Below are 17,373 nucleotides of genomic sequence, written 5' to 3'. Positions count from 1 at the left end.
CGTGAGAGCCGACCGGCCGTCGAGGCCGTGATCCCGTTAGGCACCGCCCCACGCGCAACCCATCTTGGGCCATGGCGGTTCACCATGCCGCCGAAACAGGCCGGACATACGAACCGCTGTCGATCCGGGCACTCCTCGACTAATCGCTTGCCCTCAGGGGGCCGTCCACATACGGCTCTCCGGCTTCGCCTGCGGCCGGGGTGACATCCGTGGGTGGGGTGACCGGCGCGTGCTTGCGTGCGACCGGGGGTGACCTCCGAGATGGGGTGAGGTCGCGCCTAATTCTCAGGCCGTCATCCCGGCCGCGCGCAGCGCCGAGCCGGGACCCATTGGCACCCTCAGCCGGCATGAGGCGGGACGGCGTTCGCTCCACTCCACGGCTGTCATACCCGCGAAGGCAGGTATCCAGTATCCGCTGGGTCTCATGGTTTTGCGAAAGCGGCAGCCTGAGGCCTTCCGCCGCCCGCCTCTCTCACCCGCCTCTCTCGCCTGCGCACCGCCACACCGCCATCCCCTGCCGGCTATCCCATGCCGAGTTGCGGCTGCGATCACAACGAGGTTGCACCGGCCCGTCGCATCGGCTTAGCTGACATCGCATTTGCCACAAGGGCTTGCCATGAGGCGGCGGCCACGGGGCTTGCGGTTTTGCCCCTCTCGCCCTGTCCGCCTCGCAGCCGTGCCCCGACAGCATCGTCCCGGAAACCGGCAGCGGTTGCCGGCCCGCGATGCGTGGATCCAACTGGCCGGGCCTCGCCGCACGACGCAGGGCGATCCGGCCGCAACGACAGGTGCCGTTCGAACGGTGCCGCTTGCGGGCGCGCCGGGAGCCGCCCCTTGGGAGGACTGAGATGAAACTTGCCCGTTATGCCATCGGCCTTGCCGCCGGCCTGGCGCTGACCGCGTCCGCGGCCCTTGCCGACACCACCACCTTGCGCATCACGCTGCAACTGCCGATGAAGAGCCATCTCGGCGAGAATCTCACCGTCTTCAAGCAGAAGGTGGAAGAGATCTCCGGCGGCGACATCAAGGTCGAGATCTACGATTCCGCCCAGCTCTACAAGGACGACGAGGTGCCGCAGGCGGTCGGCTCCGGCTCCATCGAGATGGGCGTCGCCTCGCTCACCCGCTATGTCGGCGACGTGCCGGCGGTCGACGTCTTCTACATGCCGTTCCTGCTCAACAGCGACGAGCTGGTGCGCAAGGCGGTGGCGCCGGGCAGCCCGGTGCGCGGGCCGCTCGATGAGGCGATCCTGGACACCGGCGCCCGCGTCCTGTGGTGGCAGGCCTATGGCGGCTCCGTGCTGCTGTCGAAGGGCGGGCCGATCCGCACCCCGGCCGACCTCAAGGGCAAGAAGGTCCGCGTCTTCGGCAAGACCCTCGGCGAATGGATCAAGGCCGCCGGCGGCGCGCCGACCATGGTCTCCGGCTCGGAGCAGTACATCGCCTATCAGCGCGGCACCGTCGATGTCGGCATGACCGGCGTGTCCGGCGTCGATGCCCGGCGCCTGTGGGAGGTGATGGACACGATCACCGTCACCAACAATGCCGACATCGAGTTCATCGTCGTCGTCAACGAGCGGTTCTGGCAGGGCCTGCCGGAGCAGCACCGCGCCTGGATCGGTGAGGCGGCGGTGTTCGCCGAGACCGACGTGCGCGACCGCATGGCCGATATCGAGGCCACCTCCTACAAGGCCGCGCGCGAGAACGGCATGACCGTCTATGAGCCGACCGCCGAGGAGATCGAGGCCTGGAAGGCGTCGGCGCAGCCGGTCTATGACCAGTTCCTCGCCGATTCGGGCGACCTCGGCGCCAGGGTGCTGGCCGCCGCCCGCGCCCTCAACGACTGATCGCCTGTCCGACATGAGCGCCGGGGCGGCCCGTTCCGCCCCGGCGCTCCCGGATCTTCCGCAAAAACTGGGGTTGCCGCCGATGCTGCGTGTGATCGACGCCGTCTCCCGCCTGTTCGGGACGGTCGCCGGATGGGCCTATTTCGCCACCGCCCTGATGCTCGGCTACGAGGTGGTGATGCGCTATGTCTTCATCGCGCCGACCATCTGGGCCGAGGAACTGTCGCGCATGCTGCTGGTCTGGGCGACCTTCGGCGGCGCCGCCATCCTGCTGCATCGCCGCCAGCACATCACCATCACCCTGATGACCGACCTGCTGTCGCCGCGCCTGCGCCGGTTGCAGGAAGTGTTCGTGCTGCTGTTCATCGCCGCCCTTGCGGCGGTCATCGTCCGCGACGGCGGCGGCATCGCCTGGGACTCGTTCCAGCGCGGCCGCACCACCGGCTCCATGCTCAACCTGCCGGCCTGGTGGGCGCAGGTCTCGCTGCCGCTGTGCTTCGCCCTGCTCGGCCTGCAGGCACTGGTCGAGGCGCTGCGCGTCGCCGCCGGCGGGACCGAAAATCTTCCCCGCGGTTCGGTAGAGCACTAGACGGTAGAGCACCAGACGATGACCACTATCATCATTCTTCTCGCGCTGTTCGCGCTGCTGCTGGTCGGTGTGCCGGTCGCCTTCACCCTGGCCGGCCTCGGCTTCGGCCTGCTCTATTTCGGCGGCTTCTCGCCGCTGATGGTGCCACAGGGCCTGCTGTCGGCGGCCGACAGTTTCGTGCTGATCGCCGTGCCGCTGTTCCTGTTGATGTCCAACGTGCTGCTGAAGGGCGGCGTCGGGCGAGATCTCTTCGCCGCCGTGCAGGCCTGGGTCGGCCACTGGCCGGGCGGGCTCGCCATCGCCACCATCCTGTCCTGCGGCGTCTTCGCGGCGATCTCCGGCTCCTCGGTCGCCACCGCCGCCACCATCGGCACCGTGGCGATCCCGGAAATGACCTCGCGCGGCTACCCGCGCCGCTTCGTGCTCGGCCTGCTGGCCGCCGGCGGCACGCTCGGCATTCTCATTCCGCCGTCGATCCCGATGATCGTCTACGGCGTCATCACCGAGGAATCGATCATCGCCCTGTTCCTGGCCGGCGTCGGGCCGGGTCTGCTGCTGATGGCGCTGTTCATCGTCTGGTCGGTGCTCTATGCCAGCTTTGCCGCCGACTACCAGCCGAGCCCGAAGGCAAGCTGGGACGAGCGCCGCCGCACCGCGATCCGCGCCCTGCCGACCGTGCTGCTCGCCGGCCTGGTGATCTCCGGCATCTATCTCGGCATCTTCACGCCCACCGAGGCGGCGGCCGTCGGCTTTCTCGGCTCGCTGGTCGTGGTCGGGCCGATCCTGCGCACCCTCGACTGGCCGAAATTCCGCGACGCGGTCGCCGAGGCGATGACGACGACGGTGGCGATCCTGCTGATCGTCGCCGGCGCCAAGGTCTTCGGCAAGGCGATCACCCTCTATCGCATTCCCCAGGACATCTCGCTGTTCCTGTCCGACCACATCTCGACCGCCGGCATGTTCGTGCTGGTCGTCGCCCTGGTCCTGCTGGTCATGGGCCTGTTCCTGGAATCGCTGTCGATGATCCTGATCATGGTGCCGGTGCTGTCCGGCGCGCTGATGGCGCTCGGCATCGATCCGGTCTGGTTCGGCGTGTTCTTCGTCATCATGATCGAATGCGCGCTGATCACCCCGCCCGTCGGGCTCAATCTCTATGTGATACAGGCGGTCGGCAAGGCCAGCATGGGCGAGGTCGCCTCCGGCGTCCTGCCGTTCCTGGCGATCATGCTGGTCTGCGCCGCCGCCATCTTCTGGTGGCCCGACATCGCGCTCTACATTCCCTTCCGGCTGTAGGCGCCCCGCCCGGTTTCCGCTGCCCGGTTCCTGACTGAAAGGCATGTCCATGTCCTCTCCCGCCGCGCGCCTGCGCGCCCATCTCGCCGCGACCCCGCTCACGGTGATGCCCTGCTGCTTCGACGGCCTGTCGGCCAAGCTGATCGGCGATGCCGGCTTTCCCGTCACCTTCATGTCGGGCTTTGCCGTCTCCGCCGCCCGCATCGGCGCGCCCGACACCGGCCTCATCTCCTATGGTGAGATGGTCGACACCGGCCGCAATGTCTGCGCGGCGACCGGCGCGCTGGTCATCGGCGACGGCGACACCGGCTATGGCAATGCCCTCAACGTCAAGCGCACCGTGCGCGGCTACGCCCAGGCCGGCTTTGCCGCGATCATGATCGAGGACCAGGTCGCGCCCAAGCGCTGCGGCCACACCCGCGGCAAGCTGGTCGTCGACCGCACCGAGGCCGTCAACCGCATCAAGGCGGCGGTCGATGCCCGCGAGGAGGGCGCCGACATCCTCATCCTCGCCCGCACCGACGCCCGTCACGGCCATGGTCTCGACGAGGCGCTGGAGCGTGCCGCCGCTTTCCGCGAGGCCGGCGCCGACCTGCTCTTCGTCGAAGCGCCGCAGTCCGTCGAGGAGATGGAGCGGATCTGCCGCGAGGTGCCCGGCCTGCACATGGCCAATCTCGTCGAGGGTGGCGCCACGCCGCTTCTCCCCCATGCCGAGTTGGAGCGCATCGGCTACCGGCTCGCGGCCTATCCGCTGACCCTGCTCTCCGCCGTGACCCGCGCCATGCAGGAGGCGCTGCAGGTGATCAAGGCCGGCCGCCATCCCGACGCGGCGCTGCTCGACTTCGCCTCCCTGCGCAAGGCGGTCGGCTTCGACGCCTATTACGAAGAAGAGGCGAACTACGCCGACCGTCGTGAGTGACACGATCTCGTGACACTATCTCACACCGGCGGCAGGCGGGGATAAGGTGTTTGCCGCTCGCCCCGCGCGGCGGGGATAAGTCGCTATTGCGGGCCGAAATGCCCGCCGCGCGCCGATTTCGAGAAAATTGAGACGGGTTTGGACCGGAAAACGCAAAATTTCTCAAAATTTTGCAAAATCCGTCTCGAAAATTCTCAATTCGAAATCTCGTTGCCGAACAAGCGGTTCTTGGCGATTTCGGCAAGTTTCCGCAAGGAGATGATCCATCGCCGCCCTGCCGGCGTAGACCGCTGCGAGACCGAAAGCGCGACGGCAATCCCGATCCGCCGCTCGACCAAACGCTTCCGCTCTCAGCCGGAACGCCTGCCCGATCGGCCGACCGGCCCGGAGGCCGCTCTCCCCCGGAGCGGCCTCTTTTTTGCCTCACACCGCCGGCTTGCGCGCCAGCCAGTCGGTCGCCTGCTCATAGGCTTTCGCGGCCCTCAGCACGCCGAGATCGTCGCGCGGAGCGCCGATGATCTGGAGGCCCGCCGGCAGTCCGGACGCCGAGAAACCGGCCGGCACCGCCACCACGGGCAGGCCGAGAAGGCTTGCCGGAACAACGACTTCCATCCAGCGATGGTAGGTGTCCATCGCCCGGCCGCCGACCTCCTTCGGCCAGTCCAGATCGACGTCGAAGGGAAACACCTGCGCCGTCGGCAGCACCAGGACGTCGACCTTCTCGAACAGCCGCAGCACCGCCCGGTGGAAGGCGCTGCGCACCACGCTCGCCTCCTCCAGCCGCGCCAGTGCCAGCGCGCGGCCGCGCTCGATTTCCCAGATCGCCGCCGGTTTCAGCTTGTCGCGCGTCGCCGCCGCCTCATAGAGACCGCCGAGCTTTCCGGCGACCCGCCAGCTCCGCAGATCCGCCCAGGCCTGAAAAATCCGCTCCGGATCGAAGCCCGGCGCCGGCTCCTCGACCCGGCAGCCGAGCCCGGCGAAGACGTCGACCGCCGCCCGGCACAGCTCCAGCAGTCCCGGCTCGAACGGCAGATGTCCGCCAAGATCGCCGAGCCAGCCGACCCTGAGACCGGCGATGTCGGACCGGATCGGCGGCACGAATTCGGACCCGTCGCCCGGCAGCGATTGCGGCGCGCGCGGGTCGTACCCGGCCTGCACCGACAGCAGCAGCGCCAGATCGTCGACGCTGCGCGCCATCGGCCCTTCCGTTGCCATCGTGTCGAAGAAACTCTCCGGCCCCGGTCCCGACGGCACCCGGCCGTAGCTCGGCCGCATGCCCAGCACGTTGCAGAAACCGGCCGGATTGCGCAGCGATCCCATCATGTCGCTGCCGTCGGCCACCACCAGCATGTGCGCGGCCAGCGCCGCCGCGGCGCCGCCGCTGGAGCCGCCGGCGCTGCGCGTCCTGTCGTAGGGGTTGCGCGTCGGCCCGAACAGCGGGTTGTAGGTATGCGAGCCGAGGCCGAATTCCGGCACGTTGGTCTTGCCGATGAGAAGGCCGCCGGCCGCCCGGATGCGCGCCACCTGGATGCCGTCCTCCTCCGGCACCTGGCGGGCGAAGACCGGCGAGCCCATGGTCGTCGGGATGCCGGCGGTCATCGCCAGGTCCTTGATCGCCTGCGGGATTCCGTGCAGCGGCCCGCGCGAGCGCCCCTCACTGAGCTCGACGTCGGCCGCCTCCGCCTCGGCCAGCAGCGCATCGCCGTCGCGCAGCGAGACGATGGCGTTGATCGCCGGATTGACCGCCTCGATCCGCGCCAGCGTCGCCTCCATCACTTCGCGGGCCGACACGTCGCGGCCATGGATCTTGCGCGAAAGCTCGACGGCGGACAGTTCGAGCAGCTCTTGTGACGACATCGGCGGAACCCTTGGGGCTGGGCCGCCGGCTGTGCGGGCGCAGGGCCGGCCGGCGGCAAACGGGGCGGGAGTGCGCGCGGGAGACTGAAGCCCCCCTCGCGCCAGTGACTTGAAATGTCACATGTTTCGGCGCGAATGCCAAGGGCGGGGCCTGGAGATAGGCAGGCTCCTACAGCGCGGAGGCGCGGCGCAGCCAGTCCGGCTTTTCCAGGCAGTAATAGCCGGAAATGCGGCTGATCGTGCCGGCGCGCTTCCAGTCGTTGAGGACGCGGCTGACGTTTTCGCGCGCCGCCCCCGCCATGTTGGCGATGTCGGCCTGCGACAGCTTGTAGTGGATCAGGATGCGGTCCTTGTCGACCGGCTTGCCGAACGTGTCGGCGAGCTGCAGCAGCGTCTGGGCGACGCGGCCGGGCAGCGGCAGGAAGGAACGGGCCGCCAGCACGTCGTTGGCCTGGCGCAGCCGCTGGCCGACGATGTAGAGCATGTGGCGGTAGAGCGCCGGGTTCTCGTCGGCGAAGCGCTCGAAGGCGTGCTTCTCGATGAAGGCGAGGCGGGTCGGCTTCAGCGCGGTGACGGTGGCCGAGCGCGCCCGTCCGTCGAGCAGGGCGAGCTCGCCGACGATGGCGCCGGGGCCGAGCACGGCCAGCAACTGCTCGTCGCCCTCGACGCTGACGATCGAGACCTTGAGCGAGCCTTCCAGGATCGCGTAGCAGCCGTTGCCGGGATCGCCGGACTCGAACAGGATGGCGCCCGGCTTCACCGACATCGGCCGCGCCAGCGCGGCGAGACCGGCGGCGAGATTGCAGTCGAGCCCCTCCATGGAGAAGCTGTTCTCGAGGAAGTTCCTCAGTTCGACCATGTGTCCTGCCTCGATTCGTCGCCACGATGGACGCGCAGTGTCGGGGCTGGCGCATGAATGCCGCATGAACTGGAGGATGCGCCGGTGCGACTGCCCCGTCGCGCCGGACCGGAATGGCCCCGTTGCGCCATTGTACGGCGGTTTCGCCCGCAGCAAAGCGATTATGTGACCGTCGTCACTGTAACCGGACCGCCGCGCCCCTATATCAAGGACAACAGGCGCTGCTCTCCTGACCTGGCAGCGCCCCTCCCGAAAAACCGGCCCCCCATCCCCGCGGGGGGCCGGTTTTCGCGTTTCTGGCCTTCGGGCCGCGCGTCAATACAGGAAAATGTCCTTTTCCATCAGCAGCAGCGGGAACGTATCCCCGCGGAAGAAGGCGAACTGGGCGCTGCGCGTATCGAGCCGGGCGCGCGGTTCCGCCCGCCGCAGCCGGTCGTCGATCTCGCCCGGCTGGCAGAACACGACGGTGCGGTCGGCGAGCCCGTCGAGCCCGCGGCGCAGGTGCTGGACATGGGCCCCCTGGTCGATGGCCTCGGGAAAGTCGGGGCCGCGCTCCAGCACCTTGAGACCGGCATCGCGCGCATCGCGGGTGAAGCGCGCGGCGGCGCGCGGGCTGAGTTGCGGCATCACGATGCGCGGCGGCCAGCGGCGCAGGGCCGCCTGCTTCAGCACCACCCGGGCGAGGGCGGGAACGGCCAGCAGGTCCTCCGCCACGTGCAGGAAGTCTGCCGGACGCTGGTAGAACTCCTCGAAACAGGTGATCTGCGCCTCGACCTCCTCCGCCAGCATCTCGTCGGGCAGCAGCCGCAGCGCCCCCCACCAGCGCCACCAGCGCGCCTTTGGAAACCGGTTGCCGAACTGGCTGCGCGCGCGCATCGACAGCGGCGCGAAAGGATGGGTGAGCGTCAGCGTCAGGCCGACCAGGGTCCGGTGGCGCACGCTGTCGACCGTATCGCGCAGCGGCAGGTACTCGCGCGACCACAGGTCGGAGACGACGAGACACCCCACGGCGGACAGCGCGCCGGCCGAGATCAGCTCGCGCAGGGCCCTGTCGACGCCGAAGGCCAGGCCGTAGTCCGGTGAGGTGAGAAGGATCCGTTTCATGGTGGAATTCTATGCAGCGGCGGGCCGGCCGGCACCAGTGTCAATTTTGCCGGCTCGGCTTGCCGGGCGGCTCAGGGAAGCGGGTAGACCGGATCGAACGGCGTGCCGGCATGCGGCTCGGCCACCCGGTAGACGACAAGGCGTTCGACCGGCGTGCCGTCCGACCGGCGGGTCAGCACGGCGATGCGCTCGACCTCGGCAAAACGGGCCGACAGGCGTTCCGTGCCCGGATCGCGTCGCTCCTGGGCGACGAAAAGGGCAGGGCGGGCGACAAGGCCGGGATCCGGCTCGGGCCGCATCGCGTAGCGGATGCGCTGGTCGACCTGCTCCACCGGCATCACCCGGTCGAGCTGCCAGGCGAGCTGCGCGTTGAGGCCATAGGCGTCGGTGGCGATCCAGGCGACCTCCTGCTCGGCCGCAAGCCGCCGCAGTTCCGAGCCGATCTCCGGCCAGCCGCGGATCTGGTGCGTCGGGTCCTTGCGGGCGAGGGCGCCGGTCAGCGGCATCACCGCATGGACATAGACGATCAGCGAGACAGCGAGCCCGAGGGCGATCGCAATGGCCGAAAACCGCTGCCAGACCCGCGCGCCGGGCCATGCGGGCGGCCGGGCGGCAATCAGCGCGGCGGCAAGGGCAATCACCGGAAACAGCGGCGCCGGCCAGTTGCCCTGCACCCGCGAATGCAGCGAATGCGCCAGCAGGTAGACGACGAAGGGCAGGCTGGTCCACAGCAGCAGGCCGCCCGCCGCCTCGCCTCGCAGGGCGGCGCGGGCGATCCGCGCCAGGCCGATGCCGGCCAGCACCGCGACCAGCGGATTGGCGAGGCCGACGACCGCGCCGACGAATTCCGGCAGGTAGCGCGTGCTCCAGCCTTCCGGCACGGCGCGGCCGAACTGCTTGGTGAAGGAGGCCCAGTCATGCGCCGCGTTCCAGCCGATCACCGGCAACACCAGGACGATGGCCAGCAGACCGCTGGCCCAGAGCTGCCAGGCGCCCCACCAGCGCCGCGCCTGCGGCACGAAGACGAGATAGAGCACGATGCCGGCGCCGAGAAACAGCACCGAATACTTGGCATTGAGCCCAAGCCCGGCGAACAGGCCGACGGCCAGCCACCACCCCGGGTTCTCGCTCGCCGTCAGTTCCGCCAGCGCCCAGATCGCAAGGCCCCAGAACAGCACGGAGGCCGCGTCGGGCGTCGCCAGCACGCTGCCGGCACCGATCAGCAGGCTGGCGTTGAGGAACAGCACCGCGTAGCCGGCCTCGCGCGCGCCATAGAGCAGCAGCCCGGTGCGCCAGATCGCCGCCGAACCGATAGCGGCCGACAGCACGGAGAGGAACCGCAGGCCGAACGCGGTGTCGCCGAACAGCGACTGCCCGAGGAAGGCGAACCAGGCGACCATCGGCGGGTGGTCGTAATAGCCGGCGACGGGAAAAAGGCCCCAGAGCCGGTAATAGGCCTCGTCCTCCGCAAGGCCGGCCTTGGCGGCGACCAGCAGCCGCAGAGCGGTGAGGGCGGCGACCAGCAGGGCAAGAGGCAGCGGGCGCAGCCACAGCGGCAGGGCATCATCTGCCGTGCCGCCCGGCTGTATTGCCTCGTTGTTGGAGCCGTGTCCCGCCATCTCGTCGTCCTTGTCGCGCCGCGAAGGCCTGCTACGGCCTCAGGCCTTGCGCCAGGTCAGCACCGAGCTTGCCGCATAGTTCCACACCGCGCCCATCACCGCGCCGGCAAGGCCGGCGAGCCCGACCAGGATGCGCCCGGCATCCTCCTGATAGACCAGCGAGGCGACGCCGACATTGGCGACGACGCCGACGCTGCACACCACATAGAAGGTCAAGAGGCCGCGCAGGGCCGCGAAGCCGCGCAGCCGCCGGTCGCGATAGGTCAGGCGGTTGTTGAGCCAGAAATTGGTGGTCATGGCGACGAAGGTCGCCGCCGTCTGCGCCACCGGGAAGGAGAGGCCGCCGATCTCCAGCAGCGCGAACAGCGCCGCCATATGCACGACGACGCCGGACGCGCCGACCAGCATGAACATCAGGAAGCGGATCGAGACCAGGTCGCCGACGAGCTTGGACAAGACGAGCCCCAGAAAGTCGAGCGCCACCAGCGTGTCGAGCTTGCTCTCGCCATGCAGGCGCTCTCGGAAGACGAAGGGAAGCTCGACGATGCGCAAGGAGCCGCGCGCGGTGGCGACGATGTCGAGCAGGATCTTGAAGCCCTGCGACGAGAGGCCGGGCGCCAGCCGCTCCACCTCGGTGCGGCGGATCATGAAGAAGCCGCTCATCGGGTCGGACAAGGTCACCTTCAGCAGCACCCTCGCCAGCCGGTTGGCAAGGCCGGAGCCGGAGGCTCGCACGCCGGAAAGCCCGGTGCCGACGTCGCCGCCTTCCACATGGCGGCTGGCCACCGCAAGGTCGGCCGCGCCGTTGGACAGCGCCGCCAGCATCTTCGGCAGCAGGGTCTCGTCGTGCTGCAGGTCGGCATCCATCACCGCCACATAGTCGGCGGAGGAGGCGAGCATACCCTCGACGCAGGCGCCCGACAGGCCGCGCCGCCCGACACGGCGGATGACGCGCACCCGCGGATCGCGCGCGGCGATGGCACGGGCGACATCCGCAGTGCCGTCGGGCGAGTTGTCGTCGACGACGATCGCCTCCCAGGCGATGCCGGCCAGCGCGGCGTCGAGCCGGTCGATCAGGACGGGCAGGTTGTCGCGCTCGTTATAGGTCGGCAGCACGACGGAAAGCCGCGCTGCGCCAAGCGGCGCCGTTTCGCTGGCCTCGCCCGTCTGCAGAATGCCGTCACCCGGCATGGGAACTCCGAACATCAAGGGGATCCGGTCTGTTTGACCGCCCGCGACCCGAGAGCCACTGCGACGGAACCGCGCGGGACCATAGTCGGAACGCCCCCGAATGCAAGCGCCGATCCGCTGCGGCGCCCCGCGCGCGCCGGCGGCACTCTCCCCGCCATCCTTGCCCGCGCGGGCCGTTTCGTCTAGGAAACCGGCAACTGCAAGATCGCGCACTCCTTTTTTGACCATGTTTGAAAAAGGCGCGCGCCCGCGATGGATTCCGATACGCCGATGGCCAAGAACACACCGTCCAAGCTGAAGGCCCGCCTGCCGCGCGGCTTCGTCGACCGCTCGGCCGCCGACATCCGCGCCACCGAGGCGATGCTGGCGAAGATCCGCGAGGTCTACGAGCGCTACGGCTTCGATCCGGTCGAAACGCCGGCCTTCGAATATACCGACTGCCTCGGCAAGTTCCTGCCCGACACCGACCGGCCGAATGCCGGCGTCTTCTCGGTGCAGGACGACGACGAGCAGTGGATGAGCCTGCGCTACGATCTCACCGCGCCGCTCGCTCGCCATGTGGCGGAGAACATCAACGAGATCCAGCTTCCGTTCCGCAGCTACCGCGCCGGCTGGGTGTTCCGCAACGAGAAGCCGGGGCCGGGCCGGTTCCGCCAGTTCATGCAGTTCGATGCCGACAGCGTTGGCGCGCCGGGCGTCCAGGCGGATGCCGAGATGTGCATGATGATGGCCGACACGATGGAGGCCCTCGGCATTGATCGCGGGAAATATGTCATCCGCGTCAACAACCGCAAGGTGCTCGACGGAATACTAGAAGCTGGAGGCGTAATCGATTCCGAACAGAAGCTGGCGGTTCTGAGGGCAATCGACAAGCTGGATAAGTTTGGAGAGGAAGGGGTCGCCCTGCTGCTGGGCGAGGGCCGCAAGGACGAGAGCGGCGATTTCACCAAAGGTGCCGGACTGGATAGCGCGCAAATTCAGAAGGTTTTGACAGCAGTTTTCATCAACAAGATTGCTATCGACTATGCTTCTGATGAGACTGCTAGCGAAGCGGAGAAAAGTTCCGTCAACAATCCACCTGATGCAAAGGGTTATCTTTCAAACCGGCTCTTGTGTCATGCACTTTTGGTCAACGCGGACGAGGGAGGTATTCCCCTAGAGGGCTACCAAGAGCTTTCGCAGATTGCCGACTTGGTAGATGCTGCCGGCTATGGTCCGGACCGCATCAAGATCGATCCCTCCGTCGTCCGCGGGCTCGAATATTACACCGGCCCGGTCTATGAGGCCGAGTTGCTGTTTCCCGTCACCAACGAGAAGGGCGAGGTCGTGCAGTTCGGCTCCGTCGGCGGCGGCGGGCGCTATGACGGGCTGGTCAAGCGCTTCACCGGGCGCGACGTGCCGGCGACCGGTTTTTCCATCGGCGTCTCGCGCCTGATGAGCGCGCTGAAGAACCTGAAGAAGCTTCAGGCCGACGAGGTCGTCGCCCCCGTGCTGGTCACCGTGATGGACGGCGACACGGAAAGCCTCGCCCGCTACCAGAAAATGACGCAGGAGCTGCGTGCCGCCGGCATCCGCGCCGAGATGTACCAGGGCAACTGGAAGAAGTTCGGCAACCAGCTCAAATATGCCGACCGCCGCGGCTGCCCGCTCGCCATCATCCAGGGCGGCGACGAACGGGCCGAAGGCACCGTCCAGATCAAGGATCTGATTGAGGGAAAGCGGCTTTCCGGCGAGATCGCCGACAATGTGACCTGGCGCGAGAGCCGCCCGGCGCAGGTCAGCATCCCCGAGGCCGATATCGTCGCCACCGTGCGGCGGATGCTGGCCGAGCAGGCCGAGGACCGCGCCCGGCAGGACGGCGATGCGGGAGTGACCAAGTGAGCCCCGCCACGAACCCCGCCGGGCCGCAGACCGCGCGCTACGCGGCCCTGACCGCGCTGTTCGAGACCGCCGGCTTTCCCACTGTCGAGCCGGCGATCCTGCAGCCGAGCAGCCTGTTTCTCGACCTGATCGGCGAAGACATCCGCGGCCGCATGTACCTGACCTCGGACGCGGCCGGCGAGGAACTGTGCCTGCGTCCGGACTACACGATCCCGGTCTGCCGCGCCCATCTCGACGGGCCCGGCGCGACGACCCCGGCGCGCTATTCCTATTGCGGCCCGGTGTTCCGCCAGCGCCGCGAGGGTGCCGGCGAGTTCATGCAGGCCGGCGTCGAATGCTTCGGCCGGCCGGACGAGGCCGAGGCCGACGCCCATGTGCTGGCGCTGGCGCTGGAGAGCCTGGCAACGCTCGGCGTCGACGATGCGACGATCCAGATCGGTGATGAGGCGCTGTTCCGCGCCGTGCTCGACGGGCTGGATCTTGCACCCGTGTGGCGCCGCCGGCTCGGCGAGCTGTTCGGCGAACGCGATCGGCTGGACGCGGCCATCGCCGCCATGACCGGCGGCGTGCCGGAGGGGGCGATGCCGGCCCCCGCCTTGATGCGGGCGCTCGACGGCGTCGATCCCGCGACCGCGCAGCAGGCCGTTGCCGAGTTGCTGCGGCTGTCGGGCCTGCGTCCGATCGCCGGCCGCAGCGCCGCCGACATTGCCGGCCGGCTGCTGGAGCAGGCGGCGCTCGCCACCCATGACAGCGGCACCGACCGGGCGGCGGAGCTGCTCTCCGCCTTCCTGGCGATCCGCGGCCGTCCGCGCGAGGCGGTGACGGCGCTGGAGGCCTTCGCGGCCCGCTCGGGACTGGATCTGGCTGCCGCGCTTGCCGGCTTCACCGCCCGGCTGGACGCGCTGGAGGCGGCCGGCGTCGATGTGGGGAACCTCGAGTTTTCCGCCGATTTCGGCCGCCGGCTCGATTATTACACCGGCTTCGTCTTCGAAATTCATTCGGCCTCGCGCAAAGCGGCAGGCCAGATCGTCGGCGGCGGCCGCTATGACCGCCTGCTCGCCCTGCTCGGCGCCGAGACCCACATCCCAGCGACCGGCTTTTCCATCTGGCTCGACCGGATCTGAGGCGCAGTGTCATGACCCATTCGCCGGAAACCGCCGCCCAGCCGCTGATCATCGCGGTGCCCTCCAAGGGACGGCTGCAGGACAACACCCACGACTTCTTCGCCCGTGCCGGCCTGCCGGTCGGCCGTCCGGGCGGGGCGCGCAACTATCGCGGCCGGCTCGGCCGCTTTGCCGCCTCCGAGGTCGAGATCGCCTTCCTGTCGGCCTCCGAGATCGCCCGCGAGCTCAGCACCGGGCAGGCGCATCTGGGCGTCACCGGCCTCGATCTCGTGCATGAGACGATCTCGCGGCGCGAGGAGCTGGTGCATGTGGTCACCCCGCTCGGCTTCGGCTTCGCCGATGTGGTCGTCGCCGCGCCCGATGCCTGGATCGACGTGTCGACCATGGCCGATCTCGTCGACGTCGCCTCGCATTTCCGCGCCCGCAACGGCGGACGGCTGCGCGTCGCCACCAAATATGTGGCGCTGACGCGGGCCTTCTTCGCCCAGCATGGCCTGTCCGACTACCGCATCGTCGAAAGCGCCGGCGCGACCGAGGGCGCCCCGGCTGCCGGCACGGCGGAGCTCATCGTCGACATCACCACCACCGGCTCGACGCTTGCCGCCAACAATCTCAAGGTGCTGGACGACGGCGTCATCCTGAAGAGCCAGGCGCATCTCGTCGCCTCGCTGAAGGCCGAGTGGACGCCGGCGCAGCTTGCCGCCGCAAGGGTCATCCTCGACCGGATCGCCGCGGAGGAGCGGGCCCGCTCGCATCGCGAGATCCGCGCGCTGGTGCAGGCGCCGGAGCTGACCGCCCGCACGGCGGCCGAGCAGTTCGGCGCGGTCGCGCCCTTCGGCACCCAGGTCGGCCAGCCCTTGCTGCTGCACTGCCCGGCGGATCGCGCCGCCGACTGCGCCACGCTGCTGCGCGACCACGGCGCCCCGCATGTCAGCGTGACGACGCTCGACTACGTCTTCACCGCCGCCAACCCGCTGTTCGAGCGGCTCGCCGCCCAGGTGAGCGGCTGACGCGCTAGGAACGCCTGCCCGCCGGCTCAGTAATGCGGCGGCTTGGCCACCGGCACATTGCCGGCGGCGGCGTCTTCCAACTCCTCGACATGCTCGCCCAGGGCCGCCAGGCGGCGGCTCAGCATGTCGATCTGGTCGGCCTGGCGGGTGACCACCTCGTTCAACTCCTCGACGGTGCGCGTCTGGAAGGCGATCTGCTCTTCCAGCCGCTCGATGCGGGCTAGCGTTTCGCGGTCCATGGCACTCTTTCTCAGGTCTTTTCGTCGGGTTCTTTTGGGCCGACCTTCGGGGCCGGCTGTCCGGCCTCGCCATACCCTTTGTGGTCGCCTCTGTCCATGCGGAGAAGGGCGAGGGAGGTGGTCCTGTCCCAAACGCAAATGGGCGGCCCGAGGGCCGCCCATTCGTTGTTTCTGGCTTTGGACTTCTTAGAAGTCCATGCCGCCCATGCCGCCGCCCGGCATCGCCGGAGCCGGCGAGTCCTTCTTCGGCAGCTCGGCGACCATCGCCTCGGTGGTGATCAGCAGGCCGGCGATCGAAGCCGCGTCCTGGAGGGCCGTGCGCACGACCTTGGTCGGGTCGATGATGCCGGTCTCCACCATGTTGACGTACTTTTCGGTCTGGGCGTTGAAGCCGAACGTCTCGTCGCTGTTCTCCAGGATCTTGCCGACAACGATCGAACCCTCGACGCCCGCGTTCTGGGCGATCTGGCGGATCGGAGCCTCAAGAGCGCGCAGGACGATCTTGATGCCGGCCATGATGTCCGGATTGTCGGAGGTCAGCGCCTCGACGGCCTTCTTGGCGCGCAGCAGGGCGACGCCGCCACCCGGGACGATGCCTTCCTCGACGGCCGCGCGGGTCGCGTTGAGAGCGTCGTCGACGCGGTCCTTCTTTTCCTTCACCTCGACCTCGGTCGCACCGCCGACGCGGATCACCGCGACGCCGCCAGCGAGCTTGGCAAGACGCTCCTGCAGCTTCTCGCGGTCGTAGTCCGAGGTGGTCTCCTCGATCTGCGCCTTGATCTGCGCCACGCGGCCCTCGATGTCGGCCTTGTTGCCCGACCCGTCGACGATGGTGGTGTTCTCCTTGGTGATGGAGACCTTCTCGGCGGTGCCGAGCATGTCGAGCGTGACGTTCTCGAGCTTGATGCCGAGATCCTCGGAGATCACCGTGCCGCCGGTCAGGACAGCGATGTCCTCGAGCATGGCCTTGCGGCGGTCGCCGAAGCCCGGAGCCTTGACGGCGGCGATCTTCAGGCCGCCACGCAGCTTGTTGACCACGAGCGTGGCAAGCGCCTCGCCCTCGACGTCCTCGGCAATGATCAGCAGCGGACGGCTGGACTGGACGACGGCCTCGAGGATCGGCAGCATGGCCTGCAGGTTCGAGAGCTTCTTCTCGTGCAGCAGGATATACGGCTTCTCCAGCTCGGCGACCATCTTCTCGGCGTTGGTCACGAAGTAGGGCGACAGGTAGCCGCGGTCGAACTGCATGCCCTCGACGACCTCGAGCTCGGTCTCGAGCGACTTGGCCTCCTCGACGGTGATCACGCCTTCGTTGCCGACGCGCTGCATGGCGCTGGCGATGTCCTCGCCGATCTGGGTGTCGCCGTTGGCCGAGATCGTGCCGACCTGCGCCACTTCGGCGGAGGTGGAGATCTTCTTGGAGCGGGCCTCGAGGTCCTTGACGGCGGTCTGGGCAGCGAGGTCGACGCCGCGCTTCAGGTCCATCGGGTTCATGCCGGCGGCAACGGCCTTGACGCCCTCACGGACGATGGCCTGGGCCAGGACGGTCGCGGTGGTCGTGCCGTCGCCGGCGATGTCGTTGGTCTTCGACGCGACCTCGCGCACCATCTGCGCGCCCATGTTCTCGAACTTGTCCTCAAGCTCGATTTCCTTGGCGACCGACACGCCGTCCTTGGTGATGCGCGGGGCACCGAAAGCCTTGTCGATCACGACATTGCGGCCCTTCGGGCCGAGCGTCACCTTCACCGCGTTGGCGAGGATGTCGACGCCGCGCAGCATGCGGTCGCGGGCGTCGGAAGAGAACTTGACGTCTTTGGCAGCCATTTTCAGGTCTCCATGTG

14 protein-coding genes are annotated in these 17,373 nt (G+C 68.5%); 7 read left to right on the top strand and 7 right to left on the bottom strand.

The annotated features are described in order from the left end of the window. Window positions 1–848 precede the first annotated feature (848 nt). From dctP to TSB10GB4_RS20460, 4 genes are all read left to right on the top strand, one after another. The gene (gene dctP / locus TSB10GB4_RS20475) at window positions 849–1,847 is read left to right on the top strand and encodes a TRAP transporter substrate-binding protein DctP (protein ID WP_186397238.1); all 999 of its coding nucleotides are present in this window, start codon (window positions 849–851) and stop codon (window positions 1,845–1,847) included. A gap of 82 nt (window positions 1,848–1,929) precedes the next feature. Continuing rightward, a complete protein-coding gene (locus TSB10GB4_RS20470) occupies window positions 1,930–2,436 on the top strand; it encodes a TRAP transporter small permease (RefSeq protein WP_186397237.1) in 507 nt (168 codons plus the stop codon). A gap of 18 nt (window positions 2,437–2,454) precedes the next feature. Next, a complete protein-coding gene (locus tag TSB10GB4_RS20465) occupies window positions 2,455–3,729 on the top strand; it encodes a TRAP transporter large permease (RefSeq protein ID WP_186397236.1) in 1,275 nt (424 codons plus the stop codon). A 49-nt stretch (window positions 3,730–3,778) separates the two neighbouring features. Then, window positions 3,779–4,648, top strand: coding sequence for an oxaloacetate decarboxylase (locus tag TSB10GB4_RS20460; RefSeq protein WP_186397235.1), 870 nt, complete (start codon window positions 3,779–3,781; stop codon window positions 4,646–4,648). A gap of 423 nt (window positions 4,649–5,071) precedes the next feature. On the opposite strand, the gene TSB10GB4_RS20455 is transcribed toward TSB10GB4_RS20460, so the two are convergent. The 5 genes from TSB10GB4_RS20455 to TSB10GB4_RS20435 all read right to left on the bottom strand — a co-directional run bounded on the left by TSB10GB4_RS20455 (window position 5,072) and on the right by TSB10GB4_RS20435 (window position 11,278). Then, window positions 5,072–6,505 carry an amidase gene (locus TSB10GB4_RS20455; protein WP_186397234.1) on the bottom strand — a complete coding sequence of 478 codons (1,434 nt, stop codon included), beginning with the start codon at window positions 6,503–6,505 and terminating at the stop codon, window positions 5,072–5,074. Between the two features lie 169 nt (window positions 6,506–6,674). After that, window positions 6,675–7,364 (bottom strand): Crp/Fnr family transcriptional regulator, encoded by a 690-nt coding sequence (locus tag TSB10GB4_RS20450; RefSeq protein WP_186387015.1) that lies wholly within the window; start codon window positions 7,362–7,364, stop codon window positions 6,675–6,677. Window positions 7,365–7,679: 315 nt separating this feature from the next. Continuing rightward, window positions 7,680–8,468, bottom strand: a complete 789-nt coding sequence (locus TSB10GB4_RS20445; protein WP_186397233.1) for a ChbG/HpnK family deacetylase — start codon at window positions 8,466–8,468, stop codon at window positions 7,680–7,682. A gap of 71 nt (window positions 8,469–8,539) precedes the next feature. Continuing rightward, window positions 8,540–10,087 carry a glycosyltransferase family 39 protein gene (locus tag TSB10GB4_RS20440; RefSeq protein WP_186397232.1) on the bottom strand — a complete coding sequence of 516 codons (1,548 nt, stop codon included), beginning with the start codon at window positions 10,085–10,087 and terminating at the stop codon, window positions 8,540–8,542. Between the two features lie 39 nt (window positions 10,088–10,126). Beyond that, on the bottom strand, window positions 10,127–11,278 hold the full coding sequence (locus tag TSB10GB4_RS20435) for a glycosyltransferase family 2 protein (RefSeq protein ID WP_186387122.1): 1,152 nt from the start codon (window positions 11,276–11,278) through the stop codon (window positions 10,127–10,129). A 270-nt stretch (window positions 11,279–11,548) separates the two neighbouring features. Here TSB10GB4_RS20435 and hisS point away from each other — a divergent pair, with 270 nt between their 5' ends. From hisS to hisG, 3 genes are read left to right on the top strand one after another with little or no spacing between them, the layout of a single operon-like run. Beyond that, entirely contained in the window at window positions 11,549–13,159 is a 1,611-nt protein-coding gene (hisS, locus tag TSB10GB4_RS20430; RefSeq protein WP_186397244.1) for a histidine--tRNA ligase, read from the top strand. Further along, window positions 13,156–14,283, top strand: a complete 1,128-nt coding sequence (locus TSB10GB4_RS20425) for an ATP phosphoribosyltransferase regulatory subunit (protein ID WP_186397231.1) — start codon at window positions 13,156–13,158, stop codon at window positions 14,281–14,283. The genes hisS and TSB10GB4_RS20425 overlap by 4 nt, the downstream gene beginning before the upstream one ends. An 11-nt stretch (window positions 14,284–14,294) precedes the next feature. Next, window positions 14,295–15,293 (top strand): ATP phosphoribosyltransferase, encoded by a 999-nt coding sequence (gene hisG, locus TSB10GB4_RS20420; protein WP_186397230.1) that lies wholly within the window; start codon window positions 14,295–14,297, stop codon window positions 15,291–15,293. A gap of 26 nt (window positions 15,294–15,319) precedes the next feature. Here hisG and TSB10GB4_RS20415 read toward each other — a convergent pair whose 3' ends face one another. Together TSB10GB4_RS20415 and groL are read right to left on the bottom strand one after the other, a co-directional pair. Then, window positions 15,320–15,532, bottom strand: a complete 213-nt coding sequence (locus TSB10GB4_RS20415; protein WP_186397229.1) for a SlyX family protein — start codon at window positions 15,530–15,532, stop codon at window positions 15,320–15,322. 186 nt (window positions 15,533–15,718) lie between these two features. Continuing rightward, window positions 15,719–17,356, bottom strand: coding sequence for a chaperonin GroEL (groL, locus tag TSB10GB4_RS20410; protein WP_186387008.1), 1,638 nt, complete (start codon window positions 17,354–17,356; stop codon window positions 15,719–15,721). Between the last annotated feature and the right edge of the window lie 17 nt (window positions 17,357–17,373).

Source organism: Stappia sp. TSB10GB4, from assembly GCF_900185745.1.
Taxonomy (GTDB): Bacteria; Pseudomonadota; Alphaproteobacteria; order Rhizobiales; family Stappiaceae; genus Stappia.
The sequence above is the reverse complement of the archived record's forward strand: the minus strand, read 5'-3'. Positions and strand labels throughout refer to the sequence as shown.